22 protein-coding genes are annotated in these 18,519 nt (G+C 68.3%); 13 read left to right on the forward strand and 9 right to left on the reverse strand.

Translation table 11 applies throughout. From position 1 onward, the window contains the following. The first annotated feature begins 227 nt into the window (after positions 1-227). Genes ON33_RS41320 through ON33_RS17055 form a run of 3 tightly spaced genes read left to right on the forward strand, consistent with a single transcriptional unit; the run spans position 228 to position 3,615 of the window. Positions 228-401, forward strand: coding sequence for a hypothetical protein (locus tag ON33_RS41320; protein ID WP_157184579.1), 174 nt, complete (start codon positions 228-230; stop codon positions 399-401). Then, positions 398-2,917: a DUF4118 domain-containing protein gene (locus ON33_RS17050; RefSeq protein ID WP_040859962.1), complete on the forward strand. Its 2,520-nt coding sequence runs from the start codon at positions 398-400 to the stop codon at positions 2,915-2,917. Before ON33_RS41320 ends, ON33_RS17050 begins: the two co-directional genes overlap by 4 nt. After that, complete coding sequence (locus ON33_RS17055; RefSeq protein ID WP_373281041.1) at positions 2,914-3,615, forward strand: response regulator; 702 nt, start codon at positions 2,914-2,916, stop codon at positions 3,613-3,615. The genes ON33_RS17050 and ON33_RS17055 overlap by 4 nt, the downstream gene beginning before the upstream one ends. Positions 3,616-3,638: 23 nt before the next feature. On the opposite strand, the gene ON33_RS17060 is transcribed toward ON33_RS17055, so the two are convergent. Continuing rightward, entirely contained in the window at positions 3,639-4,832 is a 1,194-nt protein-coding gene (locus tag ON33_RS17060; protein ID WP_218001453.1) for a cytochrome P450, read from the reverse strand. A 164-nt stretch (positions 4,833-4,996) separates the two neighbouring features. On the opposite strand from ON33_RS17060, the gene ON33_RS17065 reads away from it, so the two are divergent. The 6 genes from ON33_RS17065 (at position 4,997) to ON33_RS17090 (ending at position 9,339) form a co-directional block, all read left to right on the forward strand. Then, complete coding sequence (locus ON33_RS17065) at positions 4,997-5,656, forward strand: HAD family hydrolase (RefSeq protein ID WP_040860018.1); 660 nt, start codon at positions 4,997-4,999, stop codon at positions 5,654-5,656. Positions 5,657-5,726: 70 nt separating this feature from the next. Beyond that, complete coding sequence (locus ON33_RS17070; RefSeq protein WP_040859963.1) at positions 5,727-6,191, forward strand: OsmC family protein; 465 nt, start codon at positions 5,727-5,729, stop codon at positions 6,189-6,191. Further along, positions 6,188-6,469 carry an acylphosphatase gene (locus tag ON33_RS17075; RefSeq protein ID WP_040859964.1) on the forward strand — a complete coding sequence of 94 codons (282 nt, stop codon included), beginning with the start codon at positions 6,188-6,190 and terminating at the stop codon, positions 6,467-6,469. The genes ON33_RS17070 and ON33_RS17075 overlap by 4 nt, the downstream gene beginning before the upstream one ends. 28 nt (positions 6,470-6,497) lie before the next feature. Next, a complete protein-coding gene (locus ON33_RS43385) occupies positions 6,498-7,664 on the forward strand; it encodes a hypothetical protein (RefSeq protein ID WP_245550567.1) in 1,167 nt (388 codons plus the stop codon). Continuing rightward, positions 7,664-8,827, forward strand: a complete 1,164-nt coding sequence (locus ON33_RS17085) for a glutathionylspermidine synthase family protein (RefSeq protein WP_040859965.1) — start codon at positions 7,664-7,666, stop codon at positions 8,825-8,827. The genes ON33_RS43385 and ON33_RS17085 overlap by 1 nt, the downstream gene beginning before the upstream one ends. Before the next feature lie 59 nt (positions 8,828-8,886). Next, on the forward strand, positions 8,887-9,339 hold the full coding sequence (locus tag ON33_RS17090) for a DUF350 domain-containing protein (RefSeq protein ID WP_040859966.1): 453 nt from the start codon (positions 8,887-8,889) through the stop codon (positions 9,337-9,339). Between the two features lie 6 nt (positions 9,340-9,345). On the opposite strand, the gene ON33_RS17095 is transcribed toward ON33_RS17090, so the two are convergent. Continuing rightward, positions 9,346-9,861 carry a hypothetical protein gene (locus ON33_RS17095; protein WP_040859967.1) on the reverse strand — a complete coding sequence of 172 codons (516 nt, stop codon included), beginning with the start codon at positions 9,859-9,861 and terminating at the stop codon, positions 9,346-9,348. 420 nt (positions 9,862-10,281) lie between these two features. Here ON33_RS17095 and ON33_RS43390 point away from each other — a divergent pair, with 420 nt between their 5' ends. Beyond that, positions 10,282-10,443 (forward strand): response regulator transcription factor, encoded by a 162-nt coding sequence (locus ON33_RS43390; RefSeq protein ID WP_281033220.1) that lies wholly within the window; start codon positions 10,282-10,284, stop codon positions 10,441-10,443. A gap of 3 nt (positions 10,444-10,446) precedes the next feature. Here the strand turns inward: ON33_RS43390 and ON33_RS17100 are convergent, their stop codons facing one another. From ON33_RS17100 to ON33_RS17125, 6 genes are all read right to left on the reverse strand, one after another. Beyond that, positions 10,447-11,028 carry a dihydrofolate reductase family protein gene (locus tag ON33_RS17100; protein ID WP_040859968.1) on the reverse strand — a complete coding sequence of 194 codons (582 nt, stop codon included), beginning with the start codon at positions 11,026-11,028 and terminating at the stop codon, positions 10,447-10,449. Between the two features lie 117 nt (positions 11,029-11,145). Further along, positions 11,146-12,003, reverse strand: coding sequence for a bifunctional DNA-formamidopyrimidine glycosylase/DNA-(apurinic or apyrimidinic site) lyase (gene mutM, locus ON33_RS17105; RefSeq protein ID WP_040859969.1), 858 nt, complete (start codon positions 12,001-12,003; stop codon positions 11,146-11,148). Next, entirely contained in the window at positions 12,004-12,774 is a 771-nt protein-coding gene (gene rnc / locus ON33_RS17110; RefSeq protein ID WP_040859970.1) for a ribonuclease III, read from the reverse strand. Positions 12,775-12,791: 17 nt separating this feature from the next. Further along, positions 12,792-12,974, reverse strand: coding sequence for a 50S ribosomal protein L32 (gene rpmF / locus ON33_RS17115; protein WP_040859971.1), 183 nt, complete (start codon positions 12,972-12,974; stop codon positions 12,792-12,794). Between the two features lie 2 nt (positions 12,975-12,976). Then, entirely contained in the window at positions 12,977-13,615 is a 639-nt protein-coding gene (locus ON33_RS17120) for a YceD family protein (RefSeq protein ID WP_051152384.1), read from the reverse strand. A 148-nt stretch (positions 13,616-13,763) separates the two neighbouring features. Then, a complete protein-coding gene (locus ON33_RS17125) occupies positions 13,764-14,510 on the reverse strand; it encodes a polarized growth protein Scy-related protein (RefSeq protein ID WP_040859973.1) in 747 nt (248 codons plus the stop codon). Positions 14,511-14,763: 253 nt separating this feature from the next. On the opposite strand from ON33_RS17125, the gene ON33_RS17130 reads away from it, so the two are divergent. Both ON33_RS17130 and ON33_RS17135 read left to right on the forward strand, forming a co-directional pair. After that, positions 14,764-15,312 carry a GtrA family protein gene (locus tag ON33_RS17130; RefSeq protein ID WP_063711020.1) on the forward strand — a complete coding sequence of 183 codons (549 nt, stop codon included), beginning with the start codon at positions 14,764-14,766 and terminating at the stop codon, positions 15,310-15,312. A gap of 418 nt (positions 15,313-15,730) precedes the next feature. Then, complete coding sequence (locus tag ON33_RS17135; RefSeq protein ID WP_051152385.1) at positions 15,731-16,540, forward strand: putative endonuclease domain-containing protein; 810 nt, start codon at positions 15,731-15,733, stop codon at positions 16,538-16,540. Positions 16,541-16,612: 72 nt separating this feature from the next. Here the strand turns inward: ON33_RS17135 and coaD are convergent, their stop codons facing one another. Further along, positions 16,613-17,098 carry a pantetheine-phosphate adenylyltransferase gene (gene coaD / locus ON33_RS17140; RefSeq protein ID WP_040859975.1) on the reverse strand — a complete coding sequence of 162 codons (486 nt, stop codon included), beginning with the start codon at positions 17,096-17,098 and terminating at the stop codon, positions 16,613-16,615. A gap of 245 nt (positions 17,099-17,343) precedes the next feature. Between coaD and ON33_RS17145 the strand changes: the two genes are divergently transcribed. Beyond that, positions 17,344-18,507 (forward strand): alkaline phosphatase family protein, encoded by a 1,164-nt coding sequence (locus tag ON33_RS17145; protein ID WP_157184580.1) that lies wholly within the window; start codon positions 17,344-17,346, stop codon positions 18,505-18,507. Positions 18,508-18,519 lie beyond the last annotated feature (12 nt).

Below are 18,519 nucleotides of genomic sequence, written 5' to 3' on the forward strand. Positions count from 1 at the left end.
GCTAATTTGCGTGGAACTCTCCAAGCGCCGCTGTACATTTCCAGCCGGGTTCCATCCGAGGCGATCAGCTCACAATGCCTCGGGGACCGCTCGGATCCTGTCAACAACACGGGACACGGCCGTAAAGAATCCGTCAGGATCGCCGACCTGACCAGCATCGGAGGTAAAAAGTGGGAACCCGGCCACGCGCGCGGCCGGACGCACATGTCGAGATCCAAGGAGAAGCCGTGCCACACATCGCCGTCACCCTGATGGTGATCTTCGGGTTCCTCGGTTGCGCACTGGTGCTGCGCGTCCTGGCCGCCGCCGAAAACACCGTGGCCACCGCAGAGATCACACCCGAACCCGTCCGCACGGCACAGCAGGGCATCCGCGCACCCCGCGCGATGATTGACGAGTGAAACGCGGTCAGCTACGCATCTACCTCGGCGCTGCCCCCGGCGTGGGCAAGACCTACTCGATGCTCGCCGAAGCGCATCGGAGGCTGGAGCGTGGACGCGATGTGGTGGCCGCCGTGGTCGAGACCTACGGCCGCAGCAAGACCGCCGAGTTGCTGGCCGGAATCGAGCGCATCCCGGCCCGGATGATCGAGTACCGCGGCACCACCCTGCCCGAACTGGATACGGAGGCGGTGCTGCGCCGGCACCCGGCGGTGGTGCTGGTCGACGAGCTGGCACACACCAACGTGCCGGGCAGCAAGCACGAGAAGCGCTGGCAGGACGTGCAGGAACTGCTGGACGCCGGCATCGATGTGGTGTCCACGGTCAATGTGCAGCACCTGGAGAGCCTCAACGACGTGGTCGAGCAGATCACGGGCGTCGTGCAGCGGGAAACCGTGCCGGACTGGGTGGTTCGCGCCGCCGACCAGGTCGAGCTGGTGGACATCACGCCGGAAGCGCTGCGCCGCCGCATGTCCCACGGCAATGTCTACGCCGCCGAGAAGGTCGACGCGGCCCTGCGCAACTACTTCCGCCCGGGCAATCTGACCGCGCTGCGCGAGCTGGCGCTGCTGTGGCTGGCCGATCAGGTCGACGCCGCGCTCGCCAAATACCGTGCGGACCACAAGATCACCACCACCTGGGAGGCGCGCGAACGCGTCGTGGTGGCGGTGACCGGCGGCCCGGAATCGGAGACCATCGTGCGGCGCGCCAGCCGGATCGCCGCCAAGTCCAGCGCCGAGCTGATCGTGCTGCACATCGTGCGCGGTGACGGGCTGGCCGGGGTGTCGACGCAGCGGCTCAATCGCCTGCGCGACCTGGCCACCGGTCTGGACGCGAGCCTGCACACCGTCACCGGTGAGGACGTGCCGACGGCGTTGCTGGACTTCGCGCGCCAGGTCAACGCCACCCAGCTGGTGCTGGGCACCTCCCGGCGCTCCCGCTGGGCGCGCATGCTGGACGAGGGCATCGGCGCCACGGTGGTGCAGGAGTCCGGCAAAATCGATGTCCATATGGTGACCCATGAGGAATCCAACAGGGGCAGCGCCTTTCGCTGGTCCGCACTGACCCGCCGCGAACGAAAGGTGGGTTCCTGGTCGGCGGCCCTGATCGTGCCGTCGCTGATCTGCGCCGTCATCTACTTCTGGCTCGACCGCTTCCTGGACCTCAGCGGTGAGAGCGCCCTGTTCTTCATCGGCGTCATCGCGGTCGCGCTGCTCGGCGGCATCGCCCCGGCGGCGCTCTCGGCGATCCTGTCCGGCGTCCTGCTGAACTGGTTCTTCACCCAACCGCGCTACAGCCTCACCATCGCCCAGCTGGACAACTTCCTCACCATCGTGGTGCTGCTGTTCGTGGCGGTCGCGGTGGCGGCGCTGGTGGATGTGGCGGCCAAGCGAACTCGCGAGGCGCGCAAGGCCTCTCGTCAGGCCGAGCTGCTGACGCTGTTCGCGGGCTCGGTGCTGCACGGCGCGGACCTGCCGGACCTGCTCGAGCGCGCCCGTGAGACCTACGGTCAGGACGCGGTCAGCCTGGTCACCGACAACGAGGTCATCGCCTCGGTCGGCGAACACGCGCCGACGCAGGTCAGCGATGCCGAAACCGCATTGGAGGCAGGCGATGACATGCACTGGCTGCTGCTGCGAGGACGTGCCGTGACCGCCGGGGACCGCCTGGTGCTGGGCGCGGTCGCGAATCAGGCCGCCGGGCTGGTACAGCAGAAGCAGTTGCAGGAGGAGGCCAGCGCCGCCCAGGCGCTCATGGAGGCCGACAAGCTACGCCGCGCCCTGCTCTCGGCGGTCAGCCACGATCTGCGCACCCCGCTGGCCGCGGCCAAGGCGGCGGTGTCCAGTCTGCGCAGCGACGATGTGGAGTTCTCCCCCGAGGACACCGCCGAATTGCTGGAAACCATCGAGGAATCCGTGGATCAGCTGACCGCGCTGGTCGGCAATCTGCTGGACTCCTCACGCCTGGCGGTCGGCGTGATCAGGCCGCAGGTGCGCCGGGTCTATCTGGACGAGGTGGTGCACCACGCGCTGATGGGCATGGGCACCCGCGGCATGCGCCGCACCACCATGGACCGGGTGAAGGTGGATGTCGACACCGTTTCGGTGCTCGCCGATCCCGGTCTGCTGGAACGGGTCCTGGCCAATCTGATCGACAATGCCGCCCGCTACTCCCCCAGGGATTCGATGGTGCGCGTCGCGGCGGAACAGGTCGGGCAGCGAGTGGCGATTACGGTGATGGATACCGGCCCTGGCGTACCGACCGGCCTGGAGGATCAGCTGTTCGAGCCGTTCCAACGGCTCGGCGATCGCGACACCTCCACCGGCGTGGGCCTGGGCCTGTCGGTGGTGCGCGGTTTCGTGGACGCCATGGGCGGCACCGTGCACGCGGAGCCCACCCCCGGCGGCGGTTTGACCATGGTGATCGATCTGCCCGGGGGCGACGACCCCGCGGGCACGGCAGAGGAGAACGGGTGACGAACGCGGCGGCGGCGCCGATCAAAGTGCTGGTGGTCGACGACGAACCCCAGATCCTGCGTGCCCTGCGCATCAATCTGTCGGTGCGCGGCTACGACGTGACCACCGCGTCCCACGGGGCCGCGGCCCTGCGCGCGGCCGCCGAGAAACACCCCGACGTCATCATTCTCGACCTCGGCCTGCCCGATATGGACGGCATCGAGGTGCTCGCCGGCCTGCGCGGCTGGTCCACCGCCCCGGTCATCGTGCTCTCCGCCCGCACCGACTCCTCCGACAAGGTGGAGGCCCTCGACGCCGGCGCCGACGACTACGTCACCAAACCCTTCGGCATGGACGAGCTGCTGGCCCGCCTGCGCGCCGCCGTCCGCCGCTCGGCCAAAACCGCGGACACCGCCGAACCGGTCGTCGAAACCGCCTCCTTCACCGTCGATCTCGCGGCCAAGAAGGTGACCCGCCACGGCCACGACGTGCATCTGACCCCGACCGAATGGGGTGTGCTGGAGATGCTGGTCCGCAATCGCGGCAAGCTCGTCGGCCGCCGTGAGCTCCTGCGCGAGGTCTGGGGTCCCTCGTACGCGACCGAAACCCACTATCTGCGGGTCTATCTCGCGCAGCTGCGCCGCAAACTCGAGGACGACCCTTCCCAGCCCAAGCACCTCCTCACCGAGGCCGGCATGGGCTACCGCTTCCAGTCGTAATCCCCGGACAGCGATTCGGACCACTACCGCGTCAGTCGGATGGGCAGCGACTTGAGTCCGTTGTTCAGATTCGAACGGATACGCCGGGATTCGCCGGTCTGCTCCATCTTCGGGAAGCGGGCCAGCAGCTCCTCGAAGAACACCCGGCCCTCCAGCCGGGCCAGGTGCACGCCCAGGCAGAAGTGCTGGGCCAGGCCGAAGGACAGGTGCGGGTTGGGATTACGACGGATATCGAAGTCCTGCGCGGCGCCGAAGACGTCCTCGTCCCGATTCGCCGAGGTGTACCACATGGCCACCTTGTCCCCCGCCTTGATCGGGACCCCGCGGATCTCGGTGTCGGCGGTGGCCGTGCGCCGGAAATAGTGCAGCGGGTTGGCGTATCGCAGGATCTCCTCCACCGCACCGGGAATCAACGCCGGATCCGCGCGCAGGGCCGCGAGCTGCTCGGGATGCCGCAGCAGCAGTTCCAGGCCCGAGGACAGCATGGTCTTGGTGGTGTCGTTGCCCGCGGTCACCAGCTGGGTGAAGAAGCTGCCGAACTCCAGGTCCGACATGGGCTTTCCACCGTAGGCCCCGCCCAGGATGAGAGAGGTCAGGTCCGCCTGCGGCGGTTCGGCCCGGCGCGCCATGGAGAACTGGATGGCGTAGATGGCCATATTCGTCAGCTCGGCGGTGACGTCGAAATCGCCGACCAGCTCCGGATCCTGCTGGCTGGTGGACTGTTCGGCCCAGCGCCGGATGCTCGGCCAGTCCGCGACCGGAATCCCGAACAGGCCGCCCACCACCTGGCTGGGCAGCACGCCCGCCACGTCGTGCACGAATTCGACCTCGCCGTCGACGCTGTCGAGCAGATTCCGGGTCAGCTCCCGGATCCGGTCCTCCAGCTCGCCGATGACCCGCGCCTTGAAGTGCTCGGCCAGCGGCCTGCGGTACTCGGTGTGCCGCGGCGGATCCATCATGAGCAGCATGTTGCGGGTCTGTTCGAGTCGTTCGGGCGGCTGGTTCTCCAGGATCACGCCCTCGCGCTCGGCGGAGAACAGTTCCGGATTGCGAGCCACGTGCGCCACATCCGCGTGCTTGAGGATCGCCCAGTAACCGGGTTCGCCCGGCATCTCCTGCCAGTGCACCGGGTCCGCGCGGCGGAGTTCGGCGAAGATCTCGTGGATCGGCCCGGACACATAGAGCTCCGGATCGTAGATGTCCATGACCGTGCCCACGGCCCACCTCGGTATTCGCTTGCGGGTATACGTCTTTCGCTTCGGACGCTAACCCCGGGCCCCGGCGGGCGGCGCGGTTCGGCACCGCGATCCCAGTCAGTGGACGCGCCGCGCGCGGCACCCGATGCCGGGTACCCGGACGGTGATGAACCACCATGGACGCCATGTCTGTTGCCGCGATCGTGTTCGACATGGACGGTGTGCTCATCGACACCGAGCCCATCTGGGAGGAGGTGCGACGCGAGTACGTCGAGGAGATGCGCGGGCGCTGGCTGCCCGATACCCAGGACCGCTTCATGGGCATGAGCACGGCCGAATGGTCGCGCTACCTCAGCGAGGATCTGCTCGACGGCCGCCGCACCCCCGACGAGGTCGCCGAGGACGTCATCTCCCGCATGGCCGCCCGCTACGGCGGCCACCTGCCGCTCATGCCCGACGCGACCGCCACCGTCCGGCTGCTGGCCCGGACCTGTCCCCTCGGACTGGCCAGTTCCTCCCCGCGCCGGCTCATCGATGTGGTGCTCGATCACATGGGCGTCACCGACCTGTTCGCCGCGACCGTGTCCACCGAGGAGGTGGCGCGCGGCAAGCCCGCACCCGACGGCTATCTCGAGGCCGCGGCCCGCCTCGGCGTCGACCCCGACCTGTGCATCGCGATCGAGGATTCCAGCAACGGCCTGCGCGCCGCCCACGCGGCGGGCATGACGGTCATCGCCGTCCCGCACCCCAGGTACCCGCCCGCGGTGGACGCTCTCGCGCTCACGTCGTACGTCGCCGAGAGCCTGCGGGAGGTCACCCCGGAACTGGTGGCGGAATTCGGCTGACCACCTCGGCGTTCCGAACGAGCGGCAACCAGATGGTTGCCCCGGGTGACCCAATGGGAGGATCTTCACCATGTCCGAACAGACCGCCGCACCGCAGACCGTCGCCACCGACCCGGCCGCCGAGCCGGTCAAGCTGTGGGCCGAACGCACCGGCACCCGCGCCTACACCGGCCGCAACAACCGCGGTGGCGAGGTGTCCATCGCGTCTGCGGGCGTGCCGGGCGCGTTCACCCCGGGTGAGCTGCTGAAGATCGCGCTGGCGGGCTGCACCGGCCTGAGCGCCGACTTCACCCTCGCGCGCCGGCTCGGCGAGAACTTCGACGCCACCGTGCACGTCTCCGGCGACGCCGACCGCGAGAACGAGGTGTACCCGGAGCTCAACGAGGAGTTCGAGCTCGACCTCAGCGAGCTCGATGCCGAAACCCGCGAGCGCCTGCTGGTCGCCGCGCAGCGCGCCGTGGACAAGGTCTGCACGGTCGGCCGCACCCTCGAGGCGGGCACCACCGTGAACCTGACCTTCCGCATCGACGCATGAGCGGTGACCCGGTCCGGCTCAGCGCCTGGGTGCACGGATTCGTACAGGGCGTCGGGTTCCGTTGGTGGACCCGCTCGCGCGCCCTGGAACTGGGCCTGACCGGTTACGCCCGCAATCACCGCGACGGCCGCGTGCACGTCGTGGCCGAAGGCCCCCGCGATCGCTGCGAAACCCTGCTCGACCTGCTACGTTCCGGTACAACACCAGGTCGGGTAAACCTGGTGGTGGAAGACTGGAGTGCCGCCGCGGGCGGCATGACAGGATTCGAAGAACGCTAAGCGAGCGGCGAGCCCACGGAGTCGACCAATGTCCACAGACCGTCCCGGTAGTCCGGACAACCCGGACCGCCCCACACCCGACCCCGCACACCCCGCCGAATCCCCTAGCGCCCCAGCCGATCCCGCCCACCCCGGCCACGCGCACTACCCGCTCCCGGACGATCCGGACGCCGAGCCGGCCACACCCGTCGGCCGCAACGACCCCACCGTCCGGTTCACGACGGCCGAGCCGGGCACGCCCAGCGAGCCCCCCGCAACAGGTCAACCCCGCGGCCACGAGCCGACTCTCGCGCTGCCCACCGAATCCGCCCCCGACGCAGCGGGTACCGGCGGCCAGTCCCTCGCGCCCCAGGAGAGTGGGCCTCAGCCCACGCTGCCGCTGCCCGCGGACTTCGGGGCCGAGCACGGCGCGACGCCGCACGCACCGCACCATCTCGCGGGCGAATTCCATGGTGGGTCCGGAGCTTTCGGGCGATCGGGAGACGCCGCACCGACCGCCGCGCTGGGCGCCACCCCGCCACCGCTGCTGGGCGGGGCCGGGTTCGTCCTGCCGGGACCGGTGGTGGAACCACCGGAGCCCGCGTTGCCCGCTCCGGTGGAGGACGCGCCCCGGCGGCGCGGCAGTATCACCAACCAGGAGGCCGGGATCACGCAGCCGCGGCCGCCCACGGTGGCCGAGGCCCGAGCGCGGGAGAAGGCGCGGCGGCGGGCCGAAGCACAGGAGCGGGCCGAGGCGGAGGCCGCGGAAGCCAAGCAGCGCAAGAAGAAACGACTACTCATCGGCGGCGCGGCCGTGGTGGGCATCGCGGCGCTGGTCGGCGGCGGGTATCTGGTGGCGTCGGCGTGGAACGGGCCCGAGGTGACCGCGTACTGCACGGTGGTCGCCAACAAGGGTGAGACCGTGCCCACCGGGGCGGGCCAGAGCGTCACCGCGACACAGGACAATCAAGAGATCGTCGTTCCCGACAACTACTGCTCGGACGCGACGGATCACGGGGACAGCGGGGTTCACCCCGGGTTCTTCCTCCTGGCCGGGCACTCCTACCGGTACTACTACGGCGGCAGCGGCACCATCGGGCACGCGCCGACCGGCGGCAGCACGACGGCCCCGACGGGCTCGACGGTGAAGACCAAGAGCGGCAGCACGATTCAACGCGGCGGACTCGGCGCGAAGATCCATGGTGGAGGTTCCTAGTGCGGCGGGTACGCAGCACTCCGCGGCCGGGCTGGCAGCGGATCATCGAGAGTCAGGGTCTGGTCTACGGCTCTCCGGGGCAGTACCCGAACGGTCAACCGCGCCCCTACTGGGACGAGTCGGTGCACTACGAATTCGACATGGACGAGATCCTCGCCATGGAGGCACAGGTCGAGGTGCTGCACTCCATGTGCCTGCACGCCGTCGAACAGGTGGTGCTGACCGAGCGGTTCGCCGATTTCGGTCTGCCGCAATGGAGCTGGGAGCCCATCACCAAGTCCTGGCACCGCTCCGACCCGCACGTCTACGGCCGCTTCGACATGCGCTACGACGGCCGCGGCCCGGCGAAACTGCTGGAGTACAACGCCGATACGCCCACCTCCCTGCTGGAGGCGGCGATCGTGCAGTGGCACTGGCTCACCGACACCCACCCCGACGACGACCAGTGGAACTCCCTGCACGAGAAGCTGGTCGAACGCTGGGGTGAGCTGCGTGAGACGCTGCCGGGCTCGCAACTGCACTTCAGCTGGTCGAGCGCGGACTCCTCCGGTGAGGACAACGTCACCACCGCCTACATGCAGGAGACCGCCGCCGAGGCCGGATTCGACACCGTCGCCCTGCCCATCGAAGACGTCGGATTCGACACGGAGCTGCACCGTTTCGTGGATCTGGCCGAGGCCCCCATCGAGGCCATCTTCAAGCTGTATCCGTGGGAATGGGCCCTCGACGACGACTTCGGCCGCCGCGTGGTGGAGTCCCTGCCGGAAGCCATGTGGATCGAACCGCTGTGGAAGGCGCTGCTGTCCAACAAGGCGATCCTGGCGGTGCTGTGGGAGATGTACCCCGGCCACCCCAACCTGCTGCCCGCCTACCTCGACGACCCGCACGAGCTCACCGAGTACATCCGCAAGCCGAAGCTGGGCCGTGAGGGCGCGAACATGACCATCGTCGGCGCGGGCATGGAAACCGCCACCGGCGGCGTCTACGGCGCCGAGGGGTACGTCTACCAGATGCTGGACCCGCTACCGGAATTCGACGGCATGCGACCGGTGCTGGGTGCTTGGATCGTGGGCGACACCTCGGCGGGACTGGGTATCCGGGAGACCGTCGGCCTCATCACCGACGACAGCTCGACCTTCGTCCCACACCGGATACCGCAGTAGCGCGCACCGGATTTTCGCAGTGGACACCGCACGAATCACCCCGACCCGGAGGAGACCCGTTGACCACCGCTCTCGCACTCGAAGCCGGGTACTGGAACTCCCTGGGCCGGGGCGTCGGCGCGATCCTGTGCTACGCCCTGCTGGGCTTGGCGCTGCTGCTCATCGGCTTCCAGACCGTGGACTGGACCACACCGGGCAGCCTGCGCGCCATGGTGGCGCGCGGGCTCCCGAACGCCGTCGTGGTCAGTTCGGCCGCCATGCTCAGCACGGCGTTCATCGTGGTGCTGGCCGTCTACGCGCAGGCCGGCAAGCTCGCCGAGGGCCTGATCGCCACCACGGTGTACGGACTGGTCGGGATCGTGGCCCAGATCATCGCGGTCCGCAGCCTGGAATTCGTGCTCGGCATCAATATCGGTGAGGTGCTGAAGAATCCGGAGTTCAGCACCGAGTCCGTGGTGGTGGCCGCCGCGCACCTCGCCATCGGCCTGGTGGTGGCCGTCGCCATCCTCTGACGCCGGTTAGCTGTACTGCGGCAGCCGGTCGGCGGACCGCCCGGCCGATGCCCACAGCCACCCGGCCAGCCAGATCATGCCGGCGCCCACGAACACATGGCCCACCCGCACGACCGGCGCGGGCAGCAGGAACGTCAGCGACAGCACGGTCAAGCCGAGGACATAGCACCCGACCGCGGCAGGCGGCACGACCCGCGCGGGCCCCGCGAGCAGTCGGTCCACCACCGCCGGATCCAAGTGCACCAGCACGAAATTCATGGTGTACGCGATGCCCGCGAAATACCCGAAGCTCAGGAAGTGCACCGCGAAGGCCCACCCGCCGAACCTCCCCATCCGCTGGTACTGCGCCAGGTAGAGCCCCGCCGCTAACGCGATCCCGAACGGCACCGCCCCGCCATTGAGCACCTCCGTGACCGGAAACTTCTGCCCGGCAACAGTTTCCAGCACACCGGCGAGCGCGGTCGCCACACCGCACACCACACCCGCGACCGCCGCGAGCCGGCACAACGATTGACCGTTCATTACCCAATTCCCTTCCGGGGCAGACGAATTCATACCTCCCGAACGCTACGAACCCAGACCCCGCCCGAAAAGTGCCACCCGGCCGATGTCCCCCGGCACGGTGACCGGTGACAAAACCATGACCTTCGGCCTATTTCCCCTCCGCCCCCTCGCCCCGCCCACCCCACACCCCTACGCTCAACCCCATGTCCCGGCCGCGAGCCCTGACCTGGGTAACGTGCTTCACCTACGCCACGGTCCTGTGCGCAAGCTGGTTCGCGACCCTCACAGGCAGCGCCTCTGCCACACCGCTCCGACTCGCCATCCTCACCTTCGCCCTCGTCATCCTCGCCGCCCTGGACCTGCGAACCTGCCGTCCCACTCGGACAGCCGGCCGGACCACGCCCACCACACCGTGCTCGCCGGACGATCTGCACCCACCTGAGCCGCCCGCTAAACTGCGCACCACCTCGACAGGACGAGGCACGTCACTACGTCAGCGAGGGCACCGTGAAGAACCACATCTCGAACATCCTGACCCGCCTCGGCGTCCGCGACCGGACCCAGGCCGCGATCTACGCGCTCGACCACGGCCTCGCGTGAGGGTCAGCGCACGCGGCTGTACTTGATGAAGGCGACGCCGTCCTCGAACATGCGGCTGGTCAGCACCCGGAACTTCGTCGGCTCCGGCAGTTGCCCGCCGGCGCCGAACATCGGCCGGCCGTGGCCCAGCACAATCGGATACAGCTTCAGGAACACCTGGTCGATCTCGGGCATCAGGGTCTGGGCGAGCTCACCGCCGCCGCACAGCCAGATGCCGAGCCCCTTCTCACGCTTGAGCTCGCGCACCCGCTCGATCGGGTTCTCGGAGATCAACTCCACGTCGGGGGCGGGATTCTCCGGCAGCGTGGTCGACACCACGAACTGCCGCAGATGCGCATACGGGCTGGACGTGCCGGTCCGGACACCGAAGTCGTGGGTCTTGCGACCCATGATCACGGTGTCGAAGTTCTGGCAGGGTCTATCGACGCCGAGCACCTGACGAACCTTGGTCGGGAGGGTCTCGGGGTACTGCGCGATGATCGCCGGCCCGTGGTCACCCCCGACCGGGAAGAAGTCGACCGAGCCCGCATCGGTGGCGATGAAGCCGTCGATGGTGGCCGCGACGAAGTAGGTCAATTTGCGCATTTGTTTCCTCCAGCCGGCACAAGGCACATCGCTAAGGAAACGGTAGCGCTTCGGCGCACCCGATAGTGCGGCTCGGGCAGACTCGAATGACCTTGGAAAGAAGAAAACCTGCTGGTCTCAGCCGCGCGGGCGGGGCTGACAGCGGGGGCAGGAGAAAGACGAACGGTTCATGAACTTCTCCCGGCGCATGACCGCACCGCAGCGCCGGCACGGCTCGTCCTCGCGCCCGTAGGCATTGAGCGAACGCTCGAAGTACCCGGACTGTCCGTTGACGTTCACGTAGAGGGCGTCGAAGGAAGTGCCCCCGGCCCGCAGCGCCTCGCTCATGACGGTCCGCGTCTCGGCGAGCAGGGTGTGCAGCGCGGGCCTGGTCAGCTTGTCCGCCGGGCGCTCACCGTGAATCCTGGCCCGCCACAACGCCTCGTCGGCGTAGATATTGCCGACCCCGGACACCACGGTCTGATCCAGCAGCAGCCGCTTGATCTCGGAGTGCTTGCCGCGCAACGTCTTCACCACAGCGTCGGCGTCGAACAGCGGATCCAGCGGGTCGCGCGCGATGTGCGCCGCAGACTCGGGCACCCAGGTCCCGTCCACCTCGACCAGATCCGAGAGCAGCCAGCCACCGAAGGTGCGCTGGTCCACGAACCGCAGTTCGTTCCCGTCGTCGAGGGTCGCGATGATGTGCGCGTGCTTCTCCAGCGGCGCGGTCGCGGGCTGCACCAGCATCTGCCCGGACATGCCGAGATGCACGACCAGAGAGGTATCGGGCTCATCGAAGGTGAGCCACAGGAATTTGCCCCGCCGCTGCGCGTTCTCCACGCGCAGACCGGTCAATCGGGCGGCGAGATCGTCCCCGCCCAGTGCGTGCCGGCGCACCGAACGCGGGTGCTTGACCGTCACCCGGTCCAGGACGCGGCCCACCACATGCTCGGTGAGCCCGCGCCGGACGACTTCGACCTCGGGAAGTTCGGGCATCTAGCTCTTCGAGCCGTCCGCCGAACCCTCGGACGCGTTCTCGGCGTTCAACGCCTTGTAGGCCGCGCCCGCGGCCTTCTGCTCCGCTTCCTTCTTGGAGCGGCCCACCCCCTGGCCGTAGCCCTGACCACCGATCACCGCGGTGGCGGTGAACTCCTTGTCGTGATCGGGTCCGGTGGAGGTGATCTCGTAGCTGGGCACGCCGATGCCGCGCTCGGCGGTCAGCTCCTGCAGGCTGGTCTTCCAGTCGAGCCCGGCCCCCATGCGGGGACCGCGCTCGAGCAGTTCGGCGAACAGCCGCAGCACGACGGTGCGTGCCACATCGATGCCGTGCTGCAGGTGCACCGCACCCAGCAGCGACTCCATGCCGTCGGCGAGGATGCTCGGCTTGTCACGGCCGCCGGTGAGCTCCTCGCCCTTACCGAGCAGGAGATGGCGGCCGAGACCGCCCTCGCCGAGGCAGCGGGCCACCTCGGCCAGTGCATGCATGTTCACCACGCTCGCGCGCAGCTTCGCCAGCTCACCCTCGGACTTGTCCGGGTGCTCGAGATAGAGGCGCTCGGTGATGCTCAGGCCGAGCACCGAATCGCCCAGAAACTCCAGGCGCTCGTTGGTCGGCAGGCCACCGTTCTCGTAGGCGTACGACCGGTGCGTCAACGCTAGGCGCAAAAGCTCCGGTTGTACGTCCACGCCGAGTGCCCCGAGCAGACTGGCATGGTCGGCTGCGTCACCCACGGCGGGAACATCCGCCGCATCCTTGCTGGCGGTCACGGTCGCTCGAGCGCGAATCAGATCGCGGAGGTGACCTGACGGCCCTTGTAGGTGCCGCAGCTCGGGCACGCGATGTGCGGCAGGGTCTTCTGGCCGCAGGCGCGGTTCGGGCAGGTGATCAGGGTCGGCGCGGCGGCCTTCCACTGGCTGCGACGCGCGTGGGTGTTGGCACGGGACATCCGGCGCTTCGGAACGGCCACGACTAGCTCTCCTCTGTCTTCTTACTTGCGGCACCGTTGTGTCCCGCAAGGATGGAATCGGTTGATGGGTCCGACACGGAATCCGTATCGGGGGACTCAGCACTGCTGTGTTCTTTGTCAGAGAACTTGGCGAGCCCGGCCCAGCGAGGGTCAAGTATCTCATGACCGTGGCCGGAACCCGCAATCGCCATCTTGACGCCGCATTCCGGGCACAATCCGGCGCAGTCCGGCTCGCACAGCGGCTGCAGCGGCAGCTCCAGGCCGACGGCGTCGATGATCACCGGTTCGAGGTCGATGAAATCGTCGACCAGGCGCGGGATCTCGTCTTCCTCGGTGGTCTGCTCGGTGGCGCTGTCCGGGTAGGCGAACAGTTCGGTGAGCTGCAACTCGATCTCGTCGGTGAACGATTCGAGGCAGCGCGAGCATTCGCCCTCGATGGGACCGGACACCGTACCGGTGACCAGCACACCCTCGGAGACCGACTGCAGCGTGAGATCCATCTCCAGCTCCGCGCCCGCGGGGATACCGACCAGATCGAGACCGATCTTCGCGTCGGTGGTGAAGGTGCGATGCAGCTCGCGCATGGATCCGGGGGCGCGTCCGAGACTGCGTACGTCCAGCACGAAACCCGCGTCGGTCATCTTGGGATGACGATGACGCGAGTTTTTACCGGAATCGGCGGACATCTCTGAACTCACTCACGCTAGGTGTGGAATGGGCAACCACCCAACGATACCGAAAGCCCCGCTTGCGACCCAAATTGGGACGAAGCGGGGCGATGTTCGGAGATCAGCGGCGGAACTCGGAGGCGTAGTCCGGAACCGAGGCGCCCGAAGGGACCTGGTGGCGGCCGCGGCCGACGATGCGCAGGGCGTTGTGCAGGGTTTCCTCGAAGTCGGCGAGCTTGCCGTCGACGTAGTCGTCGCATTCCTGGCGGAGGCGGTCGGAGTCGGCCTGGGCGGTATCGATGAGCCGGGCGGATTCGACGTGGGCGGCACGGACCACCTCGGTCTGGGAAACCAGCCGATCCTGTTCGGCCTTGCCCTCGGCGACCGAGCGGTCATAGGAGGCCTGACCCGCGGCGGCCAGGCGGTCGGCCTCGGCGCGGGCGCGCCCGGTGAGGCTGTCGTATTCCTTCTGACCGTCGGTGACGGTGCGCTCGGCCTCCTCCTCCGCGGAGGCGACGAGGTGTTCGGCGTGGGCGCGGGCCTCGGCGACCATGCGGTCGGCGTGCGCCTTGGCGTCGGCGAGGATGCGGTCGGCCTCGTCGCGCGCGGAGGTAACGGTGTGGTGCGCTTGCTCATTGGCGGTCTTGACCGTGGTCTCGGCGCCGGTGCGGGCATCGGTGACGATCTTGTCGCGGTGATCGAGCACGTCCTGGGCGTCGTCGAGTTCGCCGGGCAGCGCGTCGCGGACATCGTCGAGGAGTTCGAGGACCTCACCGCGCGGGACGATGCAGTTGCGGGTCGGCGGGATGCCGCGGGCCTCTTCGATGATGGCCACCAGTTCGTCGAGCGCTTCGAATACCCGGTACATGTGCTACCCCACTCTCCTGCCAGGACTCACGGCGAGACTCTCCGCTTCAGCCAGTCTGCCAATCTCAGCGCTGTCAACAAGGTCCGACACGGCGTGTCGCGGGTTTTCCGGCAGATGGCCTGTTTCACAGACCACAAAAACAAGTGGAGGAAACTGCTCCACTTGATGGTATTTTTGAAGGGCAAGAAAGTGTCGGCCAATGACCGTGGCCCGGAACGACTCCGGACCGCCGGGCCGGCACCGACGTGTTCGGATGGGGAAGACGATGGCTGTCCACGAGATTCCGGAACGGGCGACGATGCCCGTGGCCGGACTGGTGAACACCTACACCTATGGCACCGAGGCCCTGGCCTACGGGACCGAGGCCCTGCAGGCGACGAGTGCCCGGTGGCTGGGGCGGCTGGGCGTCTGGCTGCGCGGGGACGCGGTCCTCGCGCAATTGATTCGCTTCGCCCTGGTCGGCGGCCTCAGCAATGTCGGCTACATCCTCTTGTTCCTCGCGCTCTACGGCGGCGGCCCGCAGCTGGCCAATCTGGCCGGCTCCATCGTGAGCACGGCGCTGGCCAATGAGATGCACCGGCGGCTCACCTTCCAGGCGGCCGACCGGGTGCGCTGGCACACAGCGCAATTGGAGGGCGGCGCGCTCGCGCTGGCCGGACTGGCCATCACCTCGGGTGGGCTGGCGATTCTCGAGGTCACCGAACCGGGCATCGGCGGTGTCACCGAAGCCATTGCGGTGCTGGGCATTACCGCCGCGGTGGGCACCATGCGCTTCCTGACCCTGCGGCTCTGGGTCTTCTGAGCCCTTCCTCTCCTGTTCTCCGCATGCGCGGGAACCCTTTTCGACGTGTCGGCGTCCAAGACAGCATCGACGACGAAAGGGGTTCCGACATGGACCGTGGGCGCGGATGCCTTGGGGGACGGCAGGATACGGCCGGGCCGCGATCACAGCGGCCGGCGGGGCGGGTCCGCGGGTCGTGCGTACGGCATCGCCGTCCGCGGCCACCCCGGCGGGCGGGCGAATGACCACCCGGACCACGGCTGCCGCCGAGACGATGGCCGCCGTGCGGCGGTGCGAAGCGGACGGATCCCGGCGGGCGCCGCTCGAGGGGTGCGGCGCACAGCGGAGCCCCGGGCCGCAGCTGACTCCCGGGCCGCGGCGTAGGGACGGACGGCACGGGCTCGCACCGGCACTGAGTCGCCGGGAACAGCATCGGCAGTTGATCCGGACCGTGCTGCCGGAAATGGCGGCGGGCACCGTGGTGAGCCACCAGTCGGCGGCCGTGCTCTACGGCACCACGCTGTGGCGCGCTCCCCTGGACCGGGTGTGTGTCACCCGCAACCGCCGGGGCGGCGGCCGGACCCGGCCGTTCACCAAAGTCCATGGTTCGCCGGTGGATTCGGTCGCGGAGCTGGACGGCCTGCTGGTCACCACGCCGGCGCGGACGGTGGTGGATCTGGCCCTGACCCTGCCGTTCGAGGCGGCCGTGGTGGCGGGCGACGCGCTGGCGGGCATGTTCGGGCTGGGCGCGGCCGAGCTCGGCGCGGAGCTCGCGCGGGCCAAGGGCCGCTACGGCATCGGCCAGGCGAAACAGGTGATCGCCATGCTCGACGGCCGCAGCCAGAGCATCGGTGAGTCGCTGAGCCGCACCATGATCCAGCAGCACGCGCTCCCGCTGCCCCGGTCACAGGGCGATGTGCTGACTCCCGATGGCCGGTTCGTCGGCCGGGTCGACTTCTATTACGAATCCGCCGGTATCCTCTGCGAATTCGACGGGCCCACCGAATACGGCCGCCTGTTGCGCCCGGGTCAGGATCTGGCGGCGGCCGTGCGGCGGGAGCAGACCCGTGAAACCTCGCTGCGCGCCCTCGGTTTCGATGTGGTGCGCTGGACCTGGGACGACCTGGTGCGGGGCCGCCCGGCCCGGCAGCTGCGGTCCGCGCTGGCCACCCGCCGGCGCCGCCCGGACGGCCGGATCGAACCGGCCCCGTCGCCCGAGCCGCGCGGCCTGCCGGTCCGCGCGCTCTGATCCCCACCGGTCCGGCGGCGGATCACCGGCCCGGATTCCGCAGGGGCGGAGAGAGTTGCGCCCCTGCGGCGGTCAGGCCTTGCGTTCGGCGATGCGGGCGAGCAGCTGCTTGTGGACGATCGGGGGCAGGAGGTCAGCGACGTCGCCCCCGTAGGCGGCGACCTCCTTGACCAGCGAGCTGGAGACGAAGCCGTAGGCCGGGTTGGTGGCGATGAAATAGGTGTCGACGCCGGTGAGCTTGCGGTTCATCTGCGCCATCTGGAGCTCGTAGCCGAAGTCGGTGGCATCGCGCAGGCCCTTGACGATGGCGGTGATGCCCTCCTGCTTGGCGAAATCGACCAGCAGGCCGCGCCAGGATTCCACCCGCACATTGGGCAGGTGGGCGGTCACCTCGCGGATGAGATCCATCCGCTCCTCGACGGTGAACATGCCCTGCTTGTTGGGGTTCACCACGACGGTCACGACGACCTCGTCGAATTGCACGGCGGCGCGCGCGATCACATCGAGATGTCCATTGGTCACGGGGTCGAACGACCCGGGGCACAGTGCTCCAGCCATGGCCGAACGCTACCGCATGGCGGGGTATCGACCGGTGTCGCCCCAAACTTCGCAAATCGGTCATGCCTGGTCAGCTATGGTTTTACAACCCAGAATCTGGCCTTTCCCTGTTTGTGTACTGTTCGGTTTGCTCGCGTTGATCGTTTGCTCAGCCAATTGCGAAGCTGCATCGGCAATTACGCACGATGAGGAAGTAGTACACGCATATGGCAAGGGCATCGTTGGGTCGGAGGATCGCAGTCACCGTGGCTGCGACAGTGAGCGCGTTCAGCGGCTTGGTGGGCGCGACCGCATCCGCCGATCCGGGTAACGGCCAGGGGGCGGCCCCGGAGCACATCTTCTACATAATGATGGAGAACCAGGGCGACGCCGACATCCTCGGCAATACCGCCGACGCGCCCTTCATCAACCAGCTGGCGAACGACAATGGCGTGTCCACCGGCTTCCACGGCGTGACCCACCCGTCGCTGCCCAACTACCTCTCCATGTTCTCCGGCGACTTCCAGGGCATCTGGGACGACTGCAAGGCCGGCGCCGACTCCACCTGCGCCCCTGAGGAATTCGTTCCCAACTCCGGCGACGGCACCTCCGGCGCCGCGCTGACCGCGGCACAGATCGCCAGCGCGACCGCCAAGCCGCACCTGTTCGCCGGCAAGAACCTGGTCGACGAGCTCGAGGGCAAGGGCAAGTCCTGGAAGGCCTACATGGGCGGCATGCCCTCGGCCGGTTTCCAGGGCGAGTTCGCGCCGGGCAATGTCAATGGCACCACGGTCAAGCTGTACGCCCAGAAACACAATCCGTTCATGTACTTCTCGGACGTCAACTCCCCCGGCAATGCCCGCCTGCAGAAGGTCGTGCCGTTCGAGAACAACTTCGACGCCGATCTGAAGAGCGGCAATGTGCCGGCCTTCACCTGGATCAGCCCCGACCAGTGCTCGGACATGCACGGCATCTCGCACGTCGCCGCCGCGCTGATCAACAAGCCGGCCTGTGAAGAGCCGGCTTCCGGTGTGGCGCACGGCCCGATCCACCTGGGTGACGACTACCTGAAGGACACCGTCACCAAGATCACGAACTCGGACGTCTGGAAGAAGACCCGCTCCAGCATCGTGATCGCCTGGGACGAGAACGACTACTCCGGCTTCTCCGGCGGCCCGGGCAGCCCGGTCGGCGCCAACGGCACCGTCCTCGGTGGCGGCGACGCCCCACTGCTGGTGATCAACTCCGACAAGGTGCACAAGGAGCAGGGCGAGCAGGGCAAGCCCCAGCCGCACCACAAGGTCTCGACCGAGGTCTCCGACCACTACTCGGTGCTGTCGGCCATCGAGCAGCTGTGGGATCTGGGCTGCCTGGCCAACACCTGCCAGTACAAGGCCCCGCAATCGGTGAAAGACCTGTTCCAGAACTGACGCTCCCGGACC

It is taken from the genome of Nocardia niigatensis NBRC 100131 (assembly GCF_000308655.1).
Lineage (GTDB): Bacteria > Actinomycetota > Actinomycetes > Mycobacteriales > Mycobacteriaceae > Nocardia > Nocardia niigatensis.